Here is a 20073-nt window from a genome sequence, read left to right as displayed (position 1 = left end):
CCTGTCTGTCTGAATTATATCATGGCAAACCATCTTTGTCAGGATAAGATCGGGCAAACCTATTTGCACACCTGACCAATAATGATATTGCCAGTATGTGAGGATAACATTTATAATAAAACCGTAAAATTATTTTCTTAAGCATTCCAAGGAGAAATAAGAACAGTGGAAAAAAATATAAAGAAGAATCCTACAACACGTTTTCTAATATGCAGTTTCATTGGGCTATTAATTTTTAGTATTATCATTTTTAGCCTGCTGGGATTTTATATGAGCCAAAAGAGTGAAAAAGCCGTTTACGAAATCGGAAAAATTTATATGTCTGGAATGAATGAACAAATGTCCAGACACTTTGAAACTGTCATTAAATTGCGTTTTAATCAGGTCAAAGGCATTGTTTCCGTTGTCCCAACAGATAATACCGATACAGAAAAGCTATATGAGGAGCTCATTTACAGGGCACAGATCAGGGAATTTGACTATTTAGCACTGTGTTCTGCCCAGGGAGACTTTCAGCCTCTTTATGGGCAGTCAATACAGCCCCTTAACCCAAAGCCTTTTGTGGAAGCACTCCTGCAAGGGGAACAACGCGTTGCTGTCGGCATTGATTCTGCTGGAAATGAAGTGGTATTGTTTGGCGTTGACGCCGCTTATCCCATGCGCAATGGGGATGGAAGCGCCGGCCTGATAGCGGCCGTTCCTTTGGAATATATTACCGAATTCCTATCCTTAAAGGATGAAGGGCAGCTGATGTATTATCATATAATCAGGCCGGACGGAAGTTTTGTAATACAAAACCCCAACACTGAATTATGGTATCTCTTTGAACAACTGCAAAAGCAGCTTGATTCCACGGCAAATGATTCATCTGAAGAACATTCACTTCAAAAATTTGGCGCTGCGCTAAAGGATCATAAAGAATATGCTGGAATATTTGAAGTAAACGGCGAAAAACGGCAGATCTATGGTATATCATTACCTTATTCTGAGTGGTATTTAGTATCGGTAATGCCTTACAGTATATTGGACGATACCATAAACAACCTAAGCAGCCAGCGTATGTTCATGACATTGGTGTCTTGTGCTTCCGTTTTAATCATTCTAACATTGATTTTTCTTCGGTACTTCTCCATAACACGCTCTCAGCTGCATGAATTGGAGAAGGCCCGGCAGGAGGCTCTTGAAGCGAACAAAGCCAAAAGTGAATTTTTAGCAAATATGAGCCATGACATCCGTACACCCATGAATGCAATTGTAGGCATGACTGCGATTGCCACAGCCCACATAGATGACCGGAAACAGGTACAGAATTGCCTTAGAAAAATCACATTATCGAGCAAACATCTATTAGGGCTGATCAATGATGTTTTGGATATGTCTAAAATTGAAAGCGGTAAATTAACTTTAACAACAGAGCAGATTTCACTAAAGGAAGTTGTTGAGGGAATTGTCAACATTATGCAGCCACAGGTTAAGGCAAAAAAGCAAACCTTTGACATTCATGTTGAAAATATCATAACAGAAAATGTGTGGTGCGATGGCGTACGCTTGAATCAGGTTTTGCTGAATCTCTTATCCAATGCAACTAAGTATACACCGGAGGGAGGGGCAATTCAGTTATCCTTTTCTGAAGAAACATCTCCCAAAGGAGAAAATTACGTCCGAATTCATATCAAGGTCAAGGATAACGGAATTGGTATGTCGCCAGATTTTCTGAAAAGAATCTATGAATCCTATAGCCGTGCGGATGGAGCCAGAATACATAAAACTGAGGGTGCCGGTTTGGGGATGGCGATTACAAAGTACATTGTGGACGCGATGGAAGGAACCATCCACATACAAAGTGAGCTTGATAAAGGTACGGAGTTTCTTCTCATGTTTGATTTTGAAAAAGCAGTTACACTGGAAACGAATATGGTTCTCCCCTCTTGGAATATGCTAGTGGTGGATGATGACGAATTATTATGCAGGACAGCCATGGACACGCTAAAATCCATTGGAATAAAGGCTGAATGGACATTAAGCGGGGAAATGGCCATAGAACTGGTTAACCAACACCGCAAAAAGAGAGAGGATTATCAAATAATTCTGTTAGATTGGAAACTTCCTGGCATGAATGGGATCCAGGTTGCAAAAGAGATACGGCGCAATTTAGGGGATGAAGTACCGATACTGCTGATTTCTGCATATGACTGGAGTGAATTTGAAGCCGAAGCCCGGGAGGCGGGTATCAGCGGTTTTATTTCCAAACCTTTGTTTAAATCCACACTATTCCATGCGCTGCGCCAATATATGGGGATTGGAACACCAAATAACCGGACATTGAACCAGGATGTTGATCTGTCCGGGCGCCGTATCCTGCTTGCTGAGGATAATGAGCTTAACTGGGAGATTGCAAATGAACTGTTATCCGATCTGGGCGTGGAATTGGATTGGGCAAAAGACGGCCGGATATGTTTGGAGAAATTCCAAAAATCACCAGAGGGATATTACAATGTTATTCTTATGGATATACGGATGCCGCACATGACGGGATATGAGGCTGCGCAAGCAATCCGGGAGCTGAATCATCCGGATGCCTTAACTGTTCCAATCATAGCTATGAGCGCAGATGCTTTTTCTGATGACATACAGCGTTGCTTGGGGTGCGGTATGAATGCTCATATAGCAAAGCCCATTGATGTGAAGGAATTAACCCGCTTATTAAAAAGATATTTACTATAAATCCAGCCATAAAAGCGCGTGTCAAATGGCACGCGCTTTTATGTTTACCAGAAAATCAATTCTCCTTACTGTATGTAACCCCCAGCTTGGCCGGCACATTAAAGCTTTTTCTGGAAACGGTCAGCACAATTGTCAGTATATAGGGGAGTGCGATAAACAGCTCGTTGGGGAAGTTTCCGCCTCCGCCCATGGACTGCATATAGATAGCCAAAGCCTCTGCCAGACCGAACACAACCGTGCCGATCACCGCTCCCTTGGGGTTCCAGTTCCCCAGGAAACAGATGGCAAATGCAATCCATCCGCGGCCGCCGATCATGTTGGTGGTAAACATCCCAAGATACCCTACGGAGTAAAATGCGCCTGCTACTCCGCCCATCATGCCGGCCAGCAATACGGTCAGGAAACGCACCGTATTCACATTGATACCAGCCACATCCACAGCCTCAGGATTCTCTCCCGTGGAGCGGATGGTCAGTCCGATGGATGTCTTAAACAGCATAAAATAGGACACAGGTATGATCAGATACACCACATATGTCAGTATATTCTGCTGGAACAGGACCGGCCCAAGAACCGGGATCCTGCTGAGAACCGGAACGGCGATCTCCGGCAATGGGCTTATTTTCAGAGGCGCTGTAGGTACGCCGAAAAACACTCTCTGAAGGTAGGTGCAGATACCGGCTGCCAGCACGTTGATGGCAGTTCCCGTAACCACCTGGTGCTGCTTTAAATAGATACACACCACGCCGTACACAGCCGCAGCGGTCACCCCTGCCAGGATGGCGCACAGGATGCCGATGAATGCATTTCCCGTTATATAAGTTCCCACAAATCCACCCCAGGCGCCCATGAGGAAAATCCCCTCTATGGCGGTTACCATCATACCGGAACGCTCTGCGATCACCTCTGCAATGGAGCCGAAAAGCAGGGGCGTACTCATCATCAATGCCCGTTTTAATAAACTTACGATCATACAGCTTTACGCTCCTTTCTGCAGTTTAAGCTTCTCTCTCCTGTTCTCCAGGTAATGTCTGAAGAAATAGGAGATGATTACAAACAACATGACAAATCCCTGCATCAGATCCACAATACTGGACGGCACGTTTACCCCCGGCATGCGGCCCATCAGATTGCCCATCACTCCCAGGGCACCAAACAGGATGGACGCAAATATAATACCGATGGGATTTGCATTTGCCAGAATGGCGATGCCCAGACCGGCCGAACCCACGCCGCTGTTAAAATCCTGGATCAGCATGTGCTGCACCCCGTTTACCTCCGTAAATCCAGCCATACCCGCCAGGGCTCCGCTGATAAAAAATGCAATCACAAATATCTTTTTTGAATTGATGCCGGACATCCTGGCCGCGGAATCGTTGCTTCCCACTGCCCGGATGCGGTAGCCGAGAGGTGTCTTGTACAGAAGGATCCATATGCCCACAGCCACCAGAACAGCCACCACAAAACCGGCATGCAGCCTGGTCCCCTTGACAATGGTCGGCAGCCATGCGGCTCTGGTAATGGCATCTGTCTGGGGATATTCCCCCTTGGATTCCTTTAAAAAGGTGCGCAGCAGATAGTTCATCACGTTTAAAGCCACATAGGTCGACATCATGCTTACCAGGAATTCATTGGCTTTATAATGGGCTTTCAAAAAACCGATCAATGCTCCGATCAGCCCTCCTGCCAGCGCGGTCGCCAGACATACGACCACCAGCAGGACCAGGGTGGGAACCTTTCCGTCCAATTGGAGTGACAGCGCAATGGCCGCCACTGCTCCCATGTAAAACTGCCCCTGGGCGCCGATATTAAACAGGTTTGCCTTAAAGGTAAATGCAAATGCCAGCGCGGTAAAGATCAGGGGCGTTGCCTTGAGGAACACCTCGCCTGTGGTATATTTATCCGTGAGCATGGTGGTCACAGAGTAGGTAAATACCTCCCATGGGTTAATATGTAACAGGAGAAGCATCAGACCGCTGAGAAGCAGGCCCGCAAGGATCGCAACCGCATTGGTCACGATCATATCCCTTATCTTTGCATTCATGCTTTATGCCCCCTTCTCTTCTTTATATCCTGCCATCAAAAGCCCGATCCGCTCTGTGGTCAGCTCGTCATGGCGGTAGATTCCCATAAATGCGCCCTTGTAGATAACAGCGATCCTATCGCACAGTTCAAATATCTCAGACAGCTCCGTGGACACTAAAAGGATGCTCTTTCCCTTCCTGCGCTCTTCCAGTATATTGGTATGGATGTTGTTGATCGCACCCAGGTCCAAGCCTCTGGTGGGCTGGTCCATAACCAGCATCTCACCTGCATTGTTGACCTCCCTGGCCAGTATCACCTTCTGCTGATTGCCGCCGGACAGACCCCGTATCTGGGCATCTGGTCCCGGCGCCTTGATCTCAAAGTCCTTAATGGCTTTTAGGGTATATTCATGCAGCTTTTTCCTATTGAGGAAACCGTGATCCGTCCATTTTCTGTCAAAGCTGGTCTTTAACATCATATTCTCAGCCAGGGTCATTTCCCCTACCATGGCATCCCGGTACCGGTCCACGGGCACATAGCCGATTCCAAGGCTGATGCGCTCCCTCACAGAGGTGGAAGTGATATCCCTTCCCTTAAGGAAGACACGGCCGGATGATACGGGAAGGGCGCCGCAGATGACCTCGCACAGTTCCTCCTGTCCGTTGCCGCTGACCCCGGCCACACCGAAGATCTCGCCCTCCATGATCTGGAAGGAAAGGTCATTAAGTACGGGCAGGGCGCCCCTATGCCGGACCGTCACATTCTGAAGTTCAAGGCACACCTTCCTGTCCCTGTCCCCCTCATTCTCTTCCCTTTTTGCAACCACCATTTCCTTTCCCATCATAAGCCTTGCCAGCTCCACCTCACTGGTCTCATCCGCTGTCAGGTCGCCGGTCAGGTGTCCGTTCCTCATAACAATGATCCTGTCAGCCACCTCCATTACCTCCTTCATCTTATGGGTAATAAAGATAACTGAATTCCCCCTGGACGTATAATCCTTTACAAACTGCATCAGGGTTTCTGACTCCTGGGGGGTGAGGACAGCCGTTGGCTCATCCATGATCAGCAGGCTGGTCTTCAGGTACAATGCCTTCAGTATCTCCACTTTCTGCTGTACCCCCACGGCCAGATCGGCAATTTTTGCATCCACCGGAATATCGAACCCATACTGCTTTGAAAGGTCCTCCACTTCCCGCCTGCATTTGTCATAATCGATCACGCCGTGGACATTGCCAAGTACGATATTCTCCGTCACCGTGTGCGCGTTTACAAGGGAAAAATGCTGCTGTATCATGGAAATACCCAGGGCCATGGCGTCCCTTGGAGAGCTGATCTTCTGTTCCTTTCCATCCATGAATATCTGTCCCTCGTCCGCCTTATAAAGTCCGTACAGGATCTTCATGACCGTACTTTTACCAGCCCCGTTTTCACCCAGCAGAGCCAGGACCTCACCTCTTTGGATGGAAAAGGAAATGTCCTTGTTGGCCACTACCCTGGCAAAATATTTTGATATATTCCTCAACTCAAAAAACGGCGTATCCACAAGCGTCATCCTCCTTTAATCAATCCGGGAGGGCTGTTAAGGCCCTCCCTGTTATTTCCTGTTACTTTTCAAACATTGCCTGCAGATCAACTTTACCGTCCTTAAAATCCTTCAGTCCCTGGTCAACCGCAGCCTTCACCTCATCGGTAATGTTATCAGTGTATACTGGTACGAAAATGTCCTCGCTGATTCCAGCCTCGTGGACCATATTGCCGGAAAGCTTGCCCTCCATGTACTGGCTGATGGCCCATGTATAGAAGTTCTTAAAATCAAAGTTTACAGATGCAACCACGGTATTGGGGTCAATGGTGGTCTGGTCGCTGGAAAAGCCGATGAACTTGGCTCCCTTTGCCTTTGCCGCCTCAATGCAGCCCAATCCAACCTCATTTGCGTATACAAATAATGTATCCGCTCCATTGTCGATCATCTGCTCTGCCATCTGTTTGCCAAGCGCCACATCATCCCAGCTGTTGGCATATGCCCTTGTTGCCTTTGCCTCTGAGATGCCTCTCTCCTTTGCAATGGCAACCGCATTCTTCTCATATACATCCATCAGGTGCTCCATTGGCTCATTGGGGAAACCGCCGATGGTTGCAAAGTTGCCGTTCTCCGTCACATAACCTGCGATAATGGATGCCACATAGCTGGCCTCATATTCCTTTGGGAAAATAGGAGCCACATTGTCGCCGTCACATTTGGAACCATTGACAGCGCAGAAGGTGGTGTCAGGATAATTGGGGGCAACTGCCCCAACCGCCTCATCAAACTGTGATCCGGCCGCCATGATCAGGTCATAGCCTCTCTCTGCATATTCACGGAAGGTGGACTCATAGTCAGATGCCTGCACATTCTCCACATACTCCATATTGGTTCCCAATGTCTCGTTGCAGGCCACCAGACCCGCGTAGTTGGTTGCGTTCCAGCTCTGGTCATTGATGGGTCCGGGAAGGATCAGTACGATCTTATAATCAGCTGCGCTCTTTCCCTCTGTGGCGGGTGCTGCTGCCTCAGCTGCCTTTGTATCCGCAGTCTTTGTATCCGCTTCCTTGCTGTCCCCTGCAGCCGGTGCCGCCGCCTCAGTGGCTGCTTTGGTCCCAGCCGGTTTGCCGGAACTGCAGCCTCCCAGGGCAACTGTACTCACTGCCATGGATGCTGCCAACAGTAATGCGCCTAATCGTTTCTTCATAATTTTAATCCTCCTTTTTTGCGTGTCCGCCCTCAGGGTCCTGTATCTGCTATCTGACATCTCCGCTTTAATTCCCCAATGGACTGACGGTTACCAATTTCTTGTACCAATAGTATATCAGCAGCCCGTTGGACTCACAATTCTGTCAGATTACTATTTACTCCAAAATATTACGGATTTTGTAAGTATTGCTTAATAAAAGAAAGACTGGATATGATTTTTCGTCATATTTCCAGTCTTTTACATCATTTTCCAATATTTTATTTTTTATTGCGGTACTCCAGGGGCGTGATACCATAGGTTTTTTTAAATGCGCTGCTAAAGTACTTGGCCTCCTTGTACCCCACCATCTCAGCCACATCCGACACCTTATACTCCACATGGTTCAGATAGGTCCTGGCCTTTATCATCCTGTACTCGGTCACATACTCCATCAGGTTCTTCCCTGTATGGCGCTTAAAAAGCTCACACAGATAGTTGGGGGACAGGTGCAGCTCCTCAGACATATCCTTAAGGGTGATCCTTCCCCCGTAGTGGACCTCCACGTACCGGATCGCCTTTTGCACCAAAAGATTCCCGACACTATCCCCATCCGCCAGGTTGTCCGCCGCTGTGTCCCCCTGGATCTGTCCTTCCTGTTCCCCCTCCTCCCGGGCGGGTTCCAATTCCTTTTCAATTCCTTCCAGGACTGCGATCAGTTCCCTTGGATTGGTGGGCTTTAACAGATACCTGGTCACCCCCAGTTCAATGGCTTTCTGGGCATAGGCAAAATTGCTGTGGCCGCTGAGGATCACGATACGGATCTCCTGGTTCCGTTCACGGATCTGCCGGATCAGCTCCAGCCCCGACACTTCCGGCATCTTGATGTCTGTGACGATCACATCCGCCTCCTGGTCGTAGAGGGCGGTCAGGGCCGAATGGGCATCCTCAAAGACCCCGCTCACCTGCCATCCCTCCCTGGCCCCCAGAAGTTTCAGGAGACCTTTTCTGATCTTCGGCTCATCATCCACAATCATTAATTTCACCTTTCATCCTCCCTCCCTTCTTCCGGCTCAGGCTCCGGAGTTTCCTTTGGTATCCTCAGATAAATGGATGTTCCCATACCATACACGCTCTCAATCCTGATGCGGTACTGTTCACCGTAATGGAGCCGGATGCGCCTGTCCACGTTCCTGATCCCGATTCCCGTATGTCCCTCTTTTCCCAGGTCCGGAACCTCCTCCTTCAGATGGTCCAGCTGTTCCTGCGTCATTCCGATCCCGTTATCCCTTACCGAAATCCGGATCTCATCTCCCCCATCCATGATCAGGATACTCACGATACCGTTCTGCTTGCGGGGCTCAATGCCGTGGGTGATCGCATTCTCCACCATGGGCTGGAGAATCAGCTTGGGTACCTTTTCCTCCCGCACGGATTCGTCCACATCCACCTGATACTCCAGCCTGTCCTCCAGACGGTTTTTCTGTATCTTTAGATAGCTTAACACATATTCCACTTCCCTGTCCAGGGGTACAAAGGCGTTCTCATCCTCGATGCAGTACCGCATCAGACTGCCCAGGGAAATGATAATGTCGCTGATGTCGTACTCCTCCCGGTCGATCAGCATCCAGTTCACTGAATCCAGGGTATTGTACAGGAAGTGAGGGTTGATCTGGGCCTGCAGCGCCTGTACCTCCGCGTTTTTCTGCGCTATCTTTTCCTGATAAACCTGACGGATCAGGGTATTGATCTTATCCACCATGTAGTTAAAGGAATCCATCAGTTCACCGATCTCATCCTTTCTCCCTTCCGGCACACGCACGGTAAAATCCCCCTCCTGCACCTGGCTCATGGCCCTGGAAAGCCGCTTGATGGGCCTGGCCATGGCATAGACCAGTACGGCGATCACTGCTGCGATTCCAATGGTACACATGATCACCACCAGCCAGATGGCGCTGTTTAGATCCTTGGCCTGGGGGAACAGGCCCTCTGATGGGATGGCGGAGTAGGATTTCCATCCCGTAACTCCGTTGTACTGTCCGCACACATAGTATTCCTTCCCCCTCCATTCCAGGTCGAAACGGCGGATCCCCCGTTCAAACCGGTCATCGATCTCCTCCTGCCATCCCTTGTTCACCTTGGGATTGCTGCATATGACCTCTCCCTTCTGATCCACGATAAAAAGGTACTGGTACTGGAACAGGCCCTGGTTTCCCAACAGAAGATTGCTGAACATGTCCGGGTCCAGCTCAATAAGCATCATCCCCAGGACCCTGTCCCCCCGGTCATCCATAATCGCCCTGGCAACTGTCACCACCTGGCGCTCCTCCCGGGGCCGGGCAAAAAGCGCGGGCATGATCCCGGCCCACACCGCTTTGTTATACCGTTCCCCCACTGCCTGGTAATAGACGTCAAGAGTACCATCCGATACATCCTGCGGATCTCCCATCTCCGTATCACCGGTGGTGTATAAGATCTCTGACCGGTTGATGATGGAAATCTCCATCTGTTCACCAATGGATTTAATAAGGCTGGAGCAATAATCATCCAGATAGGTCCTGCGGATACTCCTCTCCCCCTTGTCCCACCCCGACAAGCAGGCTCCGCGGACCAGTTCGCTGTCCGCTGCATTGTCCAGCACTTCCATGATATAGCGCACCTTGACATTGATGTTGATATCGATTCGGTTGATGGTATCCGACATCTCCTGCTTTTTATTTTTAACCACAATATCCCTGCTGTGGCAATAGGATAAACCGCCGATCAGGGCGCCCTCGATCATGGCTGTCACAATAAATGCCAGCGTAAGCTTCAGGCGGAATGACATATGCTTCATAACCCGTTCCTCCGGATAGTTTTTATAGGGCAGCACACAGTCTGTCCACAATATTATATCAGAGAACGTGAGGGGAAGCATTAAAAATATGTAACAGTTCAGGACGGCGGGAAAATGGGGGCAAAAGCGGGCATAAAAACAGCGGGGCACCAACCAACTGGTACCCCGCTGCACATATGGGTCATATTTAATTACTTGTTATATTCATCTCCCGGGTGGTTCCAGATCGTCTCCTGGTTTTCACCGGAACCAAACCTCTGGCCATCTCCGCGGCTGCCCGAACCTGATCCGTCAGGCTGAACCTGGGACTGGGGTTTTGCTGCGCCGCTGTCCGGCGTCTGTCGCTCATCCCTTTGATCCGGCCCATGGTTCTCATCCCTTTGGTCTGGCCCATGGTCCCCGTCCTTTTGCTCCGATGTATGGGTTTCTGCCTTCCGTGCAGCATCCTCATCCGTCTTTTCTTCCTCCGGCTCCGGTATTCCCTTTACCCTGCGGAAAATCTGCATAAACTCCTTGCCGGTGATGGTTTCCTTCTCGATCAGGAAAGCGGCGATCTGATCCATGGCATCCTTATTATCACTGAGCAGGCGGATGGCCTCCTGATAGGAATCCTTCAGTATCTTCATCACTTCCTGGTCGATCTCGGCAGCGGTGGCATCACCGCAATTTAATACGTTACGGCCTGTGAGATACTGGTTCTCCTGGGATTCCAGACCCATAAGGCCAAACTTATCCGACATTCCGTACTGGGTTACCATGGCTCTCGCCACATTGGTGGCCTGCTGGATGTCGTTGGCCGCTCCGGTGGTAACCGTCTCAAATACGATCTCCTCCGCCGCGCGTCCCGCCATCAGCTCTACCAGTCTGGCCTCAAGCTCCTTCTTGGTGTTCAGGTACTTCTCTTCCTCCGGAACATTCATAACATACCCCAGAGCGCCCATGGTCCTTGGAACAATGGTGATCTTCTGTACCGGCTCGGAATGCTTTTGAAGGGCGCTTACAAGCGCATGGCCCACCTCGTGGTAGGACACGATGCGGCGCTCCTCCTTGCTCATGATCCGATCCTTCTTCTCCTTGCCCACCAGAACCACTTCCACTGCCTCAAACAGATCCTTCTGGGATACTGCGCTGCGGCCATGCTTAACCGCGTTGATGGCTGCTTCGTTCATCATGTTGGCCAGGTCGGCGCCCACTGCGCCGGAGGTGGCCAGGGCAATCTCCTTAAAGTCCACGCTCTCATCCAGAAGCACGTCTTTGGAGTGGACCTTAAGTATGTTGATACGCCCGTTCAGGTCAGGCTTATCCACGATAACACGGCGGTCAAAACGTCCCGGACGGAGCAGAGCCGGGTCCAGGATCTCCGGGCGGTTGGTGGCTGCCAGAACCAGAAGTCCCTTGGTGGAATCGAAGCCGTCCATCTCGGAAAGAAGCTGGTTCAGGGTCTGCTCACGCTCGTCATTGCCTCCCATACGGCTGTCACGGCTGCGGCCAATGGCATCGATCTCATCAATGAAGATGATACAGGGGGCATTTTCTGTTGCGTTCTTAAACAGGTCGCGGACACGGGATGCACCCACGCCCACGAACATTTCCACAAAATCGGAACCGGACAGGGAATAGAATGGCACATGGGCCTCACCTGCCACCGCTTTTGCAAGAAGGGTCTTACCTGTTCCGGGAGGGCCTACCAGCAGAGCGCCCTTGGGGAGCTTGGCGCCAATCTTGGTGTATTTACCGGGATTGTGAAGGAAGTCCACGATCTCGGTCAGGGATTCCTTGGCCTCATCCTCCCCGGCCACATCCTTAAAGGTGATGCCGGTCTCCTTCTGCACATACATCTTGGCATTGCTCTTGCCAACCCCCATGATTCCGCCGCCGCCCATCCGCTTCATGGTAAAGTTCATGAGGAACAGCAGGAACAGGAAGGGCACCGCATAATTCAGGAGGACCAGCAGCAGGGTGCTGGTGTCATTCTTCTCCTGGTGGGTATCGACATTGTACTCCAGGAACCGGTCCACAAACTTATAGTCCCCCGGCACCTTTACCACATAGTAATCCAGATCCTGGGAATACTTGGTATTGCCTGACTTTGGAATAACTGTGATCTCCGAGTTTCCGATCTTGATGGATTCCACATCCCCTGTCTCCACCATTGTCACAAACTCATTGTAGGACAGTTCCTGCCGCCGCTTGGAGTTTAAGTAGGAGTTCATCCAGCTCACCAGGCCAAATGTAAGCAGGGCAGCTATCAGGAGCATGGTGATAGTTTGCCAGTTGCTCTTCGTATTTGGATCTTGTTTGTTATTATTATCCATATCGTACTAATTCTCCCTCTGAATAGGTCATCTATCAATTCCCAACAAAAACCCATTCTCTACCATTATAGTGTCAGTCTCCCCATAAATCAAGAAAAGAACAATTAAATTTCTTAATTTTTTACAAAAAGTCCTAGATTTATTTTTCATGTGGATGTATAATGTATCAGTTATTTTTTTGATACTATTAACACATTAACAAAAGCAGGTCACACCAATCAAAAGGAGGTATCCCCACTATGCCAGTCAAGTACGTATTTGTTACAGGCGGCGTTGTCTCCGGCCTTGGCAAAGGAATCACAGCCGCATCCCTTGGCCGACTGCTGAAAGCAAGAGGTTACAAAGTAACCATGCAGAAATTCGACCCCTACATCAACATTGACCCCGGCACCATGAACCCGGTCCAGCACGGAGAAGTATTCGTGACAGACGATGGCGCCGAAACCGACCTGGACCTGGGACATTATGAGCGCTTCATTGACGAAAGCCTTACCAGGAATTCCAACGTGACCACAGGCAAGGTCTACTGGACCGTGCTGCACAAGGAGCGCCGCGGAGACTTTGGCGGAGGTACGGTACAGGTAATCCCCCACATTACCAATGAGATCAAGAGCCGCTTCCACCGCAACTACTCTGAAACCGAAACCGAGATCGCCATTATCGAAGTCGGCGGTACGGTAGGCGATATTGAAAGCCAGCCGTTCCTGGAGGCGATCCGCCAGTTCCAGCACGAGGCAGGTCCCGGAAACACCTGCATGATCCACGTAACCCTGATCCCCTACCTGAAAGCTTCCGGCGAACTCAAGACCAAACCCACCCAGGCCAGCGTCAAAGACCTTCAGGGAATGGGAATCCAGCCTGACATCCTTGTCTGCCGTTCTGAGCAGCCCCTGGACGAAGGCATCAAAAACAAAATTGCCCTTTTCTGTAATGTTCCCCCTCACCACGTACTCCAGAATCTGGATGTGGACGTGCTATATGAAGTACCCCTTGTCATGGAGCAGGAGCACCTGGCCCAGTCAGCCTGCGAATGCCTGAATCTTCCCTGTCCCGAACCTGACCTGACGGACTGGCAGAATATGATCGATGCCTGGAAACATCCCAAGCAGGAAGTGACCGTAGCCCTGGTAGGAAAATACATCCAGCTCCATGATGCCTATATTTCCGTGGTGGAGGCCTTAAAACACGGAGGAGTTGCAAACCATGCCCATGTAAATATCAAGTGGGTGGATTCAGAAACAGTCACTGAGGAAAATGCAGGACAGCTGTTTGGCGGTGTAAAGGGAATCCTGGTGCCCGGCGGATTCGGTGACCGCGGGATTGATGGCAAGATATACGCCATCCAGTATGCCCGGGAACACAACATTCCATTCCTTGGACTCTGTCTTGGAATGCAGCTGTCTATAGTGGAATTTGCCCGCAATGTGATCGGCTGCAGGGATGCCCACAGCGTGGAGTTAAATCCTGCCACCACCCATCCTGTCATTCATCTCATGCCTGAACAGGACGGGGTGGAGGACATTGGAGGCACTTTAAGGCTGGGCTCTTATCCCTGCGTACTGGACAAGTCCTCCAAGGCATACCAGGTATACGGCCAGGAGACCATACACGAACGCCACCGCCACCGCTACGAGGTAAACAATGACTACCGTCAGCTGCTTACCCAGAACGGAATGAAGCTTTCCGGCATTTCCCCCGATGGCCGGATCGTGGAAATGGTGGAGATCCCCAGCCACCCCTGGTTCATTGCCACCCAGGCCCACCCGGAGCTTAAATCCCGGCCCAACCGGCCCCATCCATTATTTAAGGGATTCATTGAGGCGGCCCTGAACGCAGAGTAATTAAGTAACAAACATGTACGGTTTCCAGGATCAAGGGTAACACTTCCGGAAACCGTACATTTTTATTTATATCTGGCAATTATGGCGCAGCCATGTATTCCGCAGGTGTGGTCAAATTCCCTGATTCATCAAACTCCAGCGCCTTGGGTTCATCCAGTGCTTCTACCCCCGGATACAGCCCCTTTTTTACATCCTCATAGTACGCCTCTGACAGCATGATCTCCCCGATATGGAGACTGTTGGCAATGCGCACCACCCGTACCCGCCCCCTGTCTATCTTATTGCAGGTACGGATACACAGCTGCAGGGCTTCCCTGTCAGTGGCCACCACACATGGAATCCGTGCCGAAGCCAGCACCGTGCTGGTGATACAGTTGGGATACATCTTTTCGATATCCATTTGATCAAAAATCTTTTTGGTAATGGCAGAGGCCAGTCCGCAGCCCAGCGCATTGCCGTGGCTGGCCTGGCTCAGGTTCAGGAAACAGGTTCTCTGCACCCTGATCCCACCGGTTGCATAGGGTGTTGAAAAAGTTCCTGTAATATTGGGGTCCACTCCTGTGCCGCTGTAATTTTTGCCGATCTCATCCACCACCAGCACGTCTGTCTCCCCCACCATAAGCTTGGGCATGTTGGAAAAGGCATATTTTAGAAGCTCCGGCTCCCGCTCCATGATATCCTGTGCAAGGATCGCCTCAATCCTGCAAGTCTCATCATATGCATTTTCCATGCATGGGATCGCAAGCAATATCTTTGCCTTTTCCAGCACCACCCTGGCCATGGTGGGAATGTTTTCAGCAATCACATCCATTCCATCGCTGTGCACAATGCTGGCGCCCTCCTGCTTGCCAAGGCCCACTGTCATCATTTTGCATGGCCCGCTCTCATAAGCTCCGCGAAACGCATTGTGGGGCTTAAGCCTGCATGATATGATAATGCCGTCCGCTTCATATGCATTCCTGTCAATAAACACCCGCCTGCCTCTCTCAGAAACCCCAAGCTCCACCACCTCCATGGAGGACCGGATCGGGCATCCCATGGTTTCCGGGGTAATATCATAGCTTGCCAGCACCTCCAGCTGTCCCTCTGCCGTAGCGCCCCCATGGCTTCCCATGGCCGGGACGATAAAAGGTACTGCCCCTCTGCCCTTGACAAAATCCACAATGGCCTTTGTAATAATATCCACGTTTCGTATGCCTCTGCTTCCTGCCGTGACGGCGATCCTCATCCCCGGCTTGATCAGGGACGCGAACCGCTCCTGACTCAGCTGCTGATCCACCACCCCCGCAATCTCCTCCCGAGGAATTACCTCCCTGGGAAATGTCTGCCTTGCATGGAACATCCTGGGGATTTTAACATCCCGCAGCAATCCCGATACCATTCCTCCCTCTGTCACCTTCATACTTTTTATTTATCCTCCTTTTACAGCTAACATTGGTCCATCTGGATATCAGGCCTCCAAAACGTTCTTTGTCACCACCACATCCACCTCCGTGCCCAGCAGATGCCTGACAGCCACATCCCCGATATGGACCGGAGCATGTATGGTCACCTTCCTGATCTCCTCCATTGCCCTGAAAATATCCTTCTTGGGAATGGGAGCGGACAGACGGACGCTGGCCAGGGGCAGTTCACCGCCCTTGATCCGTATGGAAGTGGCTATGTTCCTCACCGGAGCGGTCATTTCCTGGAGTGCATAACCATGGCCTTTTGGACATCGGTTTCCACTGATGTTAAGCACCTTCCCATCCTGTTCCTCCACCTGAAGGCTGCAGCCCACAGGGCACACAATACAGGTAAAGCTTGTTTTCATACCACCTTCACCTCCACATCTTCCCGGCAGTTTAAGACAGACGCGTCCACGGTAATCTGGATCATCTCTGCCGGATTTGCTTTTTTAAATGTCTGCTCTTTGATCACACGGCCTCCTTGGAGCACCTGGATCCTGCAGTCACTCATGGGCCTTTTTACCCTGAGGGACAGACAGAAGGACTTGTTCCCGCTGATCTTCTGCGGTATGGTGTGAGTAATGTGTTCATCGGTCCTTATGTCCAGCCCGCATGATGGAAGGCCGCCTTTTCTCACATACTCCGCCGCGGCGTCCCCCAGCCGTTCCGCCTCCCTGGACACAAAATCCACCAGGTCATGGACATGGAGCACATTGCCTGCCGCAAAGATTCCGTCTACACTTGTCTGGTAATTTTCATCCACCACAGCGCCTTTGCTCCTGCCATCCAGTATGACACCCGCCCCAAGGGACAGTTCATTTTCAGGTATCAGTCCCACCGAGAGGATCAGGGTATCGCACGCATATGTCTTCTCACTTCCCGGAACAGGCTGCATGTGATCATCCACCTGGGAAACCACCACGCCTTCCAAACGCTCCTTTCCAAGAATATCGGTCACCGTATGGCTTAGATACAAGGGTATATCGTAATCCCGAAGACACTGTTCTATATTTCTGGGAAGTCCGCTGGAATAGGGCTGTATTTCAAACACGGCCTGTACATGGGCTCCTTCCAGTGTCAGACGTCTGGCCATGATCATGCCTATATCCCCTGAACCCAGAATCACCGCTTCCCTTCCCACCATCTTATTCTGGAGATTGATATATGCCTGGGCCACGCCTGCAGTGTAGACTCCTGCCGGCCGTTCCCCGGGGATACTCACAGCGCCTCTGGTTCTCTCCCTGCAGCCCATGGTGAGAATGACCGCCTTGGCCTGCAGTTCGATCATCCCTTCCCTGGAGGAAGCGTAAATCCTTTTATCAGGTGTAATCTCCAATACTGTGGTATCCGTAATATACGGGATTCCCATATCATCCACCATGTCCATAAAACGCTGCGCGTATTCCGGACCGCTTAGTGTCTCCTTAAACCGCGTGAGACCAAATCCATCGTGGATGCACTGCCGCAGGATCCCTCCCGGCTTTTTCTCCCTCTCAAGGATCACAATGTCGGTTATCCCTCTGCGGTATAGCTGTACTGCTGCAGCCAGGCCAGCCGGCCCCCCGCCAATGATCGCTGCTGATACCTGTTTCACCCCCGTCACCTTACCTTTCCTGTAAACATATATGAATTTTCTTTGGAGTAGCGCACCTGTCTCTCGTCAATCCCAAGTTCCTCCTGGATCATGGCTGTGATACGCGTTTCACAGTAGCCTCCCTGACATCGTCCCATGGTAGCCCTTGTCCTGTTCTTGATCCCGGTTACAGTATGGACTCCCAGGGGATTATGGATGGCCTGGAGGATTTCCGCCCTGGTAACCATCTCACAGCGGCATATAACCTCCCCATAATCAGGATTGCCGGCAATGGCTTCTTTCTTTTCCTTTTGATCCATATCCGAAAAACGCCTGATCCCTTTACGGTACGGTGAAAATGACGGATCGATCCGCGGATTTTCCTTCTCCCTTAGGATCGCTGCCGCTCTCCTGGCCAGGGGAAGGGCGCAGGTGACGCCCGGAGACTCGATTCCCGCCAGGTTTACGGTACAGGGATGGGAATCATCTGATTCCAGCACAAAGTCCTTATTTTCCCCTGTTTTCGGATCATAGATCTTCCAGCGTATTCCCGCAAAATTCCTGATAAAATACTCGGGCTTCATTTCCTTAAACATCCTGCGGCCATCCCTGTAAAGTCCGTCCATATGTTCTCTGGTCACCTTGTAATCCTCGTATCCCTCCGTTATATAGGAGTCGGGCCCCACCAGTACGTTTCCATCAATGGTGGGGGTTGCATGGGTTGCGAACCCTCCCTTTTCATTGGGCGCCGGGTAGATGGGTATCCTCATATTTTTCCCTGCCTTTTTATCCAGCACATAATACTCCCCCTTAAATCCCCTGACCGGATAATCGGGATATCCCAGCATGGCGGAAATTTGGGACGCATACATGCCTGCGCAGTTGATCACCCACTTTGTCCTCACATCCCCTTTGCAGGTATGTATCAGATATCCATCCTCTTCCCGCCGGATTCCCTCCACCCTGCGGCCGAACAGAAAACGCACGCCGTTTGCACATGCATTTTCCGCCAGGGCTATGGTGTACTGCATGGGGTCCAGGATGCCGGAGGACGGGACGTACATGGCAAACTCCCCGCCCGCATTGGGGTCCAGCTGATTGAGACGGGCCTTGTCGATCATTTTCATTCCTCTTACACCGTTTCGTTCCCCGATTTCCTTGAATTTAAGAATATTCCTCCTGTCCTCCTCATCAAATCCCACAACCAGCTTGCCGGTCCTGCGAAATGGGACATCCAGTTCCTCTGCCACCTGGTCAAATTCCCTGTTTCCCTCCACTGCGCACTCTGCTTTCAGCGATCCCGGCGTATAGGTAAATCCGGCATGAAGCATTCCCGTATTCCTGCCGGAATTGCCGCAGGCCACATCCGGTTCTTTTTCCAGAACCGCAATGTCGAGACAGAAACGGGACAATTCCCTGGCAACAGCGCTGCCCACCACCCCTGCTCCAATAATGATTACATCATATGCTCCCATAGGTTCCTCCTTGTCATCTCCAGCCGCCCCTTTTTAAGGCAGCCGATCCATAACACGATTATATCCTCCGGCCTTCTATAAGTAAAATTCTTAATTTCACTATATGTCTTAATAAATCCATTTATAAAATCCCGCATACCTGCTATAATTTTCCTAAAACATGTTTGAACTACCCGCATTATAATTGGCAGAGGAGAGACAGATACCCATGGATTTAAAACAGATAGAATATATCCTTAAGATTGCAGAAGAAAAAAATGTCAGCCGGGCCGCCATGAAGCTTTTTATCTCCCAGTCCGCCTTAAACCAGCAGCTTTTGAAGCTGGAAAAGGAACTGGGCGCGCCCCTGTTTTACCGGACCCGTCATAACTGGGAACTCACAGAAATCGGGGAGCTCTATGTACAGGGCGCCCGTGAGATCATGCTCACCAAGAAAAACACTTATCACAGAATCGCAGATGTACTGGACCGGTCCCAGCGCTCATTTTCCCTGGGAATGCCGGGCGGGCGGGGTATTGCCATGTTCACTTCCATATATCCCCGCTTTCTGCAGATGCATCCCAATGTCTCCATCTCCCCTCTGGAGATTGGAAGCTATGACATGCAGAACATGATCGCCAACGGAAACCTGAACCTGGGCTTTATCACCATCGGTCCCCGTGAAAAGACCAATATCAACTACATCCATATCTGTTCCGAGGAATTTTATGCCGCCCTGCCCTCCTCCCACCCCATTGCGCGGCCCATAAAAAGCAGGGAAAAGGAATACCCTCAGCTGGATCTGCGGCTTCTGAAAGACGAATCCTTTGTGCTTATGTACCAGAAGTCCAGCTGCCGCGCCGTAACAGATTCCATTTTCCAGGAAGCGGGGTTTTCTCCCAACATTTTATTTGAAACCTCCAGCGCTGCCGGCATTCCCTCCTTTGTCTCATCCGGGATCTGCTGCGCCATTATACCCAAATGTTACACAAAAAACATGGATGGGATATCCCTTTTTTCCCTCCCCTCACATCCCTACTGGGATCTGGATTTCTGTTATGCCAGGCAAAGTTATGTAAGCCAGCCGCTGAAGACCTTTATCGAACTTTCAAAGGATTATTGGAAATCTTATTACCAGGACCAGTGACC

At 50.5% G+C, this 20073-nt stretch carries 14 protein-coding genes; 3 read left to right on the top strand and 11 right to left on the bottom strand.

Going from position 1 to position 20073, the window contains the following annotated elements; genetic code table 11:
• Positions 1-165: 165 nt before the first annotated feature.
• Positions 166-2724 (top strand): hybrid sensor histidine kinase/response regulator, encoded by a 2559-nt coding sequence (locus tag ABID13_RS19055; protein WP_048929366.1) that lies wholly within the window; start codon positions 166-168, stop codon positions 2722-2724.
• 55 nt (positions 2725-2779) lie between these two features.
• On the opposite strand, the gene ABID13_RS19050 is transcribed toward ABID13_RS19055, so the two are convergent.
• The 7 genes from ABID13_RS19050 to ftsH all read right to left on the bottom strand — a co-directional run bounded on the left by ABID13_RS19050 (position 2780) and on the right by ftsH (position 12608).
• Positions 2780-3697, bottom strand: a complete 918-nt coding sequence (locus ABID13_RS19050; protein ID WP_007867390.1) for an ABC transporter permease — start codon at positions 3695-3697, stop codon at positions 2780-2782.
• A 6-nt stretch (positions 3698-3703) separates the two neighbouring features.
• Complete coding sequence (locus ABID13_RS19045; RefSeq protein ID WP_007867395.1) at positions 3704-4768, bottom strand: ABC transporter permease; 1065 nt, start codon at positions 4766-4768, stop codon at positions 3704-3706.
• A 3-nt stretch (positions 4769-4771) separates the two neighbouring features.
• Positions 4772-6301 carry an ABC transporter ATP-binding protein gene (locus tag ABID13_RS19040; RefSeq protein ID WP_048929367.1) on the bottom strand — a complete coding sequence of 510 codons (1530 nt, stop codon included), beginning with the start codon at positions 6299-6301 and terminating at the stop codon, positions 4772-4774.
• Between the two features lie 52 nt (positions 6302-6353).
• Positions 6354-7478, bottom strand: a complete 1125-nt coding sequence (locus ABID13_RS19035) for a BMP family protein (protein WP_048929368.1) — start codon at positions 7476-7478, stop codon at positions 6354-6356.
• A gap of 260 nt (positions 7479-7738) precedes the next feature.
• On the bottom strand, positions 7739-8503 hold the full coding sequence (locus ABID13_RS19030; protein WP_007867409.1) for a response regulator transcription factor: 765 nt from the start codon (positions 8501-8503) through the stop codon (positions 7739-7741).
• Positions 8500-10293, bottom strand: a complete 1794-nt coding sequence (locus ABID13_RS19025) for a cache domain-containing sensor histidine kinase (RefSeq protein WP_007867411.1) — start codon at positions 10291-10293, stop codon at positions 8500-8502. The genes ABID13_RS19030 and ABID13_RS19025 overlap by 4 nt, the downstream gene beginning before the upstream one ends.
• Positions 10294-10484: 191 nt before the next feature.
• The gene (gene ftsH / locus ABID13_RS19020; RefSeq protein ID WP_048929369.1) at positions 10485-12608 is read right to left on the bottom strand and encodes an ATP-dependent zinc metalloprotease FtsH; all 2124 of its coding nucleotides are present in this window, start codon (positions 12606-12608) and stop codon (positions 10485-10487) included.
• A 239-nt stretch (positions 12609-12847) separates the two neighbouring features.
• Here ftsH and pyrG point away from each other — a divergent pair, with 239 nt between their 5' ends.
• Entirely contained in the window at positions 12848-14449 is a 1602-nt protein-coding gene (gene pyrG, locus ABID13_RS19015) for a CTP synthase (protein WP_007867415.1), read from the top strand.
• Between the two features lie 79 nt (positions 14450-14528).
• On the opposite strand, the gene ABID13_RS19010 is transcribed toward pyrG, so the two are convergent.
• The 4 genes from ABID13_RS19010 to ABID13_RS18995 are packed head-to-tail and all read right to left on the bottom strand — an operon-like array spanning position 14529 to position 18945.
• Entirely contained in the window at positions 14529-15851 is a 1323-nt protein-coding gene (locus ABID13_RS19010) for a nickel pincer cofactor-dependent isomerase, group 22 (RefSeq protein WP_007867417.1), read from the bottom strand.
• A 48-nt stretch (positions 15852-15899) separates the two neighbouring features.
• Complete coding sequence (locus ABID13_RS19005) at positions 15900-16262, bottom strand: DUF1667 domain-containing protein (RefSeq protein ID WP_007867428.1); 363 nt, start codon at positions 16260-16262, stop codon at positions 15900-15902.
• A complete protein-coding gene (locus ABID13_RS19000) occupies positions 16259-17500 on the bottom strand; it encodes an NAD(P)/FAD-dependent oxidoreductase (RefSeq protein ID WP_048929370.1) in 1242 nt (413 codons plus the stop codon). Before ABID13_RS19000 ends, ABID13_RS19005 begins: the two co-directional genes overlap by 4 nt.
• Positions 17497-18945: an NAD(P)/FAD-dependent oxidoreductase gene (locus ABID13_RS18995; protein WP_048929371.1), complete on the bottom strand. Its 1449-nt coding sequence runs from the start codon at positions 18943-18945 to the stop codon at positions 17497-17499. Before ABID13_RS18995 ends, ABID13_RS19000 begins: the two co-directional genes overlap by 4 nt.
• Before the next feature lie 208 nt (positions 18946-19153).
• Here ABID13_RS18995 and ABID13_RS18990 point away from each other — a divergent pair, with 208 nt between their 5' ends.
• Positions 19154-20071, top strand: coding sequence for a LysR family transcriptional regulator (locus ABID13_RS18990; RefSeq protein WP_048929372.1), 918 nt, complete (start codon positions 19154-19156; stop codon positions 20069-20071).
• Positions 20072-20073 lie beyond the last annotated feature (2 nt).

The organism is Enterocloster citroniae, assembly GCF_040545455.1.
In the GTDB taxonomy this organism is placed as follows: domain Bacteria; phylum Bacillota; class Clostridia; order Lachnospirales; family Lachnospiraceae; genus Enterocloster; species Enterocloster citroniae.
This window is presented reverse-complemented; position numbering and strand designations above follow the sequence as displayed.